Origin of the sequence: Dysgonomonas sp. GY617 (genome assembly GCF_015233815.1) — a bacterium.
Taxonomy (GTDB): domain Bacteria; phylum Bacteroidota; class Bacteroidia; order Bacteroidales; family Dysgonomonadaceae; genus Dysgonomonas_A.
This window is the reverse complement of sequence record NZ_JADCLR010000037.1, coordinates 1-5,411: the sequence shown is the minus strand read 5'-3', so window position 1 is coordinate 5,411 and position 5,411 is coordinate 1. Positions and strand designations below refer to the sequence as shown.

Sequence of the window (5,411 nt, the reverse complement as noted above, 5' to 3'; positions counted from 1 at the left end):
AAAAAAAAGACTCTGACTAGTTTGCACTAATCAGAGTCTTTTAAAAAGAGGGCGGCTATCTACTCTCCCACCTAACGGCAGTACCATCGACGTGGTTGGGCTTAACTTCTCTGTTCGGAATGGGAAGAGGTGGATCCCCAACGCTATAACCACCTTAATATTGTTATTAAATAACTTATATATATAAGTATTTAATTGATATGATGTAAAGAGCTTTCAAAAATTATTTCGTATGTAGCAAACCCGATCAATCAGGCGATTCACCCGGGCAGGGTTACATGAAAAAAGTTTCGGGCAATTAGTACTACTCGGCTATGACATTACTGCCTTTACACCTGTAGCCTATCAACGTCGTAGTCTTCGACGACCCTTATAAGGATATCTTATCTTGAAGCCGGCTTCGTACTTAGATGCTTTCAGCACTTATCCGATCCAGACTTAGCTACCCGGCGATGCTCCTGGCGGAACAACCGGTAAACCAGGGGTCTGTCCAACACGGTCCTCTCGTACTAGTGTCAGATCTCCGCAAATATCCTGCGCCCACGATAGATAGAGACCGAACTGTCTCACGACGTTCTGAACCCAGCTCGCGTGCCACTTTAATGGGCGAACAGCCCAACCCTTGGGACCTTCTCCAGCCCCAGGATGTGACGAGCCGACATCGAGGTGCCAAACCATTCCGTCGATATGAGCTCTTGGGAATGATCAGCCTGTTATCCCCGGAGTACCTTTTATCCTTTGAGCGATGGCCATTCCATACTGAAACCACCGGATCACTATGCTCTAGTTTCCTACCTGATCGACTTGTCGGTCTCTCAGTCAAGCGCGCTTATGCCATTACACTCTACGAACGGTTACCAATCGTTCTGAGCGCACCTTTAGAAGCCTCCGTTACTCTTTTGGAGGCGACCACCCCAGTCAAACTACCCACCATACAGTGTCCTCGTATCTACGAGTTAGAATTCAAACAATTAAAGGGCCGTATTTCAAGGGTGACTCCACAAATACTAGCGTACCTGCTTCATAGTCTCCGGCCTATCCTACACATCAAGTGCCCAAATTCAATGTAAAGCTATAGTAAAGGTTCACGGGGTCTTTTCGTCCCATCGCGGGTAATCGGCATCTTCACCGATACTACAATTTCACCGAGCTCACAGTTGAGACAGTGTCCAGATCATTACACCATTCGTGCAGGTCGGAACTTACCCGACAAGGAATTTCGCTACCTTAGGACCGTTATAGTTACGGCCGCCGTTTACTGGGGCTTCAATTCAAAGCTTCTCATTGCTGATGACTTCTCCTCTTAACCTTCCAGCACCGGGCAGGTGTCAGGCTATATACTTCTTATTTCTAATTTGCATAGCCATGTGTTTTTGTTAAACAGTTGCCTGGACCTATTCTCTGCGACCTACATTGCTGTAGGTACCCTTTCTCCCGAAGTTACAGGGTCATTTTGCCTAATTCCTTAACTGTGAATCACTCGAGCGCCTTAGTATACTCAACCCAACTACGTGTGTCCGTTTTAGTACGGGTACGATAAAGATTAGCGTTTAGCGGTTTTTCTTGGCAGTTTGTTTACCTACATTATTGACTTGCCACAAGGGCTCATCATACTTTCAAGTTCGACTCTTCTGGCGGATTTGCCTACCAAAATCAACGTCTACACTCTTTAACCATCTATTCCGTCAGATGGCAGTAGTTTCACTTCTGCGTCCCCACATCACTCTTTATAGTAGTAACGGAATGTTAACCGTTTCGTCCATCGGAATCGCCCTTCGGCTTATCCTTAGGTCCCGACTGACCCTGATCCGATTAGCGTTGATCAGGAAACCTTAGTCTTTCGGCGAGGAGGTTTCTCACCTCCTTTATCGTTACTCATACCTACATTTGCTTTTCTATCCGCTCCAGAGTAGCTTACGCTACGCCTTCTACGCTGAATAGAATGCTCCCCTACCGATAATATTTTATCCCATAGCTTCGGTAACATGTTTGATGCCCGATTATTATCCACGCATCGCCACTCGACTAGTGAGCTGTTACGCACTCTTTAAATGAATGGCTGCTTCCAAGCCAACATCCTAGCTGTCTCTGTAGCAACACTTCGTTAATTCAACTTAACATGTATTTGGGGACCTTAGCTGATGGTCTGGGTTCTTTCCCTCTCGGACATGGACCTTAGCACCCATGCCCTCACTCCCGGTAAAAACTTATGCCCATTCGGAGTTTATCTGGACTTGATAGGCGGTGAAGCCCTCGCATCCAATCAGTAGCTCTACCTGACATAAGTTATAAGCCGAGGCTGCACCTAAATGCATTTCGGGGAGTACGAGCTATCTCCAAGTTTGATTAGCCTTTCACCCCTACCCTCAAGTCATCCGAAAGCTTTTCAACGCTTACCGGTTCGGTCCTCCAATTGGTGTTACCCAACCTTCAACCTGCTCAAGGGTAGATCACTTGGTTTCGCGTCTACTCCCATTGACTAAGCGCCCTGTTAAGACTTGCTTTCGCTTCGGCTGCGTACCTACTGATACTTAACCTTGCCAATGAGAGTAACTCGTAGGTTCATTATGCAAAAGGCACGCCGTCACCAATTAAGGCTCCGACCGCTTGTAGGCACATGGTTTCAGGGTCTATTTCACTCCTCTGTTCGAGGTTCTTTTCACCTTTCCCTCACGGTACTGGTTCACTATCGGTCTCTCGGAAGTATTTAGCCTTACCGGATGGTCCCGGTGGATTCATACAGGATTTCTCGTGTCCCGCACTACTCAGGAGTCTGCTAGGCTTGGTTAGAATTTCGTATACGGGATTATCACCCTCTGTGATCGATCTTTCCAAATCGTTCTACTACTCTAACTTCTTGCCACGACGCAGTCCTACAACCCCAATAATGCCGAAACATTATTGGTTTGGGCTAATCCCATTTCGCTCGCCACTACTCTGGGAATCACTTTTGTTTTCTTTTCCTATGGGTACTTAGATGTTTCAGTTCCCCACGTTTGCTTCTGGTTAGACCAGATGACAGAATCTTCTTCTGCCGGGTTGCCCCATTCGGAGATCTACGGATATAATGGTTATTTGCACCTCCCCGTAGCTTTTCGCAGCTTATCACGTCCTTCTTCGCCTTCGAGAGCCTAGGCATCCCCCATGTGCCCTTATTTACTTTTTTCTTCGCCTGATTTATAATTATATATAAGTTATATACAACTATATATCGGTTTGATATATACTTATTTTTTCTACTTGCTCTTTTTTACATCATGTCAAAGATCGTTTACCTATTGTATAGGTATTGTGGAGAATAACGGATTCGAACCGTTGACCCCCTGCGTGCAAGGCAGGTGCTCTAGCCAGCTGAGCTAATCCCCCGTAGTCGGAAGCTTGGCTTCGTTCTTATTGGTAGTCCCAGGCAGATTTGAACTGCCGACCTCTACATTATCAGTGTAGCGCTCTAACCAACTGAGCTATAGGACTGGCTTGTTCTTTTTCGCGCCTGAAACTGTTGCTACAGCTTCTGTGTTCTCTTATTTTATCAGGTTCTACATTTTTATTTTAAACAAATACATATATAATACATTAGACATCGGGTAGATTCTTATTGCTTTAAGAATCTGTATAGTATGACAAGGCTTCTCCAGAAAGGAGGTGTTCCAGCCGCACCTTCCGGTACGGCTACCTTGTTACGACTTAGCCCCAGTCACTAGTTTTACCCTAGGACGCTCCTTGCGGTTACGTACTTCAGGTACCCCCAGCTTCCATGGCTTGACGGGCGGTGTGTACAAGGCCCGGGAACGTATTCACCGCGCCATGGCTGATGCGCGATTACTAGCGAATCCAGCTTCATGGAGTCGAGTTGCAGACTCCAATCCGAACTGGGAATGGCTTTGGAGATTGGCATCCTATCACTAGGTAGCGACCCTCTGTACCATCCATTGTAACACGTGTGTCGCCCCGGACGTAAGGGCCGTGCTGATTTGACGTCATCCACACCTTCCTCACAGCTTACGCTGGCAGTCTTGTCAGAGTCCTCAGCTTAACCTGTTAGTAACTAACAATGTGGGTTGCGCTCGTTATGGCACTTAAGCCGACACCTCACGGCACGAGCTGACGACAACCATGCAGCACCTACATACTTGCTATTGCTAGAAGATCTGTTTCCAGATCGGTCAAGTACATTTCAAGCCCGGGTAAGGTTCCTCGCGTATCATCGAATTAAACCACATGTTCCTCCGCTTGTGCGGGCCCCCGTCAATTCCTTTGAGTTTCACCGTTGCCGGCGTACTCCCCAGGTGGATTACTTATCGCTTTCGCTTAGCCGCTTATTGTAATATCACAAACAGCTAGTAATCATCGTTTACGGCGTGGACTACCAGGGTATCTAATCCTGTTTGATACCCACGCTTTCGTGCTTCAGCGTCAGTTATAGTTTAGTAAGCTGCCTTCGCAATTGGAGTTCTTCGTGATATCTATGCATTTCACCGCTACACCACGAATTCCGCCTACTTCAAATATACTCAAGAAAAACAGTTTCAACGGCAATTTTAAGGTTGAGCCTCAAACTTTCACCGCTGACTTATAATCCCGCCTACGCACCCTTTAAACCCAATAAATCCGGATAACGCTTGCATCCTCCGTATTACCGCGGCTGCTGGCACGGAGTTAGCCGATGCTTATTCGTATGGTACTTGCAATAGTCTACACGTAGACTTTTTTACTCCCATACAAAAGAAGTTTACAACCCGTAGGGCAGTCATCCTTCACGCGACTTGGCTGGTTCAGACTCTCGTCCATTGACCAATATTCCTCACTGCTGCCTCCCGTAGGAGTCTGGACCGTGTCTCAGTTCCAGTGTGGGGGATAAACCTCTCAGTTCCCCTATCCATCGTTGCTTTGGTGAGCCGTTACCTCACCAACTGGCTAATGGAACGCATGCCCATCTTCTACCGATTAATCTTTAACAAATATTACCATGCGGTATCCCTGTGTTATGGGGTATTAATCCGAATTTCTCCGGGCTATCCCCCTGTAGAAGGTAGGTTGCATACGTGTTACTCACCCGTGCGCCGGTCGTCAGCAATGTATTACTACATCCTGCTACCCCTCGACTTGCATGTGTTAGGCCTGTCGCTAGCGTTCATCCTGAGCCAGGATCAAACTCTTCTTTGTATATCTTTTTTTATATTCTTAGAAGTTCTTGTCTGTCTATTTACTCTAGGTTCTTGACGAAAATAAAGTTAGATTCTAATATTAATTAGTCTCTACCCGTCTAATGCTATGTTTTTGTTTTTATGTATAACCTTGTCAATGATCGCTTCTTTTTGCTTCTGGTAACAACCATCTCTCGGTTGTAAAGCGAGTGCAAAAGTAGTCCCTTTTATAATACACTCCAAATAATTTATATACTATTTTTGAAA

At 46.1% G+C, this 5,411-nt stretch carries 2 tRNA genes and 3 rRNA genes; all 5 read right to left on the bottom strand.

What is annotated here, in order from left to right:
• Positions 1-46: 46 nt before the first annotated feature.
• The 5 genes from rrf to IR022_RS19705 all read right to left on the bottom strand — a co-directional run bounded on the left by rrf (position 47) and on the right by IR022_RS19705 (position 5,163).
• A 5S ribosomal RNA gene (gene rrf, locus IR022_RS19725) occupies positions 47-157 on the bottom strand.
• A 121-nt stretch (positions 158-278) separates the two neighbouring features.
• Positions 279-3,167: ribosomal RNA gene (locus IR022_RS19720) — 23S ribosomal RNA — on the bottom strand.
• A gap of 125 nt (positions 3,168-3,292) precedes the next feature.
• Positions 3,293-3,366: transfer RNA gene (locus tag IR022_RS19715), tRNA-Ala, on the bottom strand.
• Positions 3,367-3,394: 28 nt separating this feature from the next.
• Positions 3,395-3,471: transfer RNA gene (locus IR022_RS19710), tRNA-Ile, on the bottom strand.
• 164 nt (positions 3,472-3,635) lie between these two features.
• A 16S ribosomal RNA gene (locus tag IR022_RS19705) occupies positions 3,636-5,163 on the bottom strand.
• Together the 16S, 23S and 5S rRNA genes with 2 tRNA genes alongside form the textbook arrangement of a ribosomal RNA operon.
• Between the last annotated feature and the right edge of the window lie 248 nt (positions 5,164-5,411).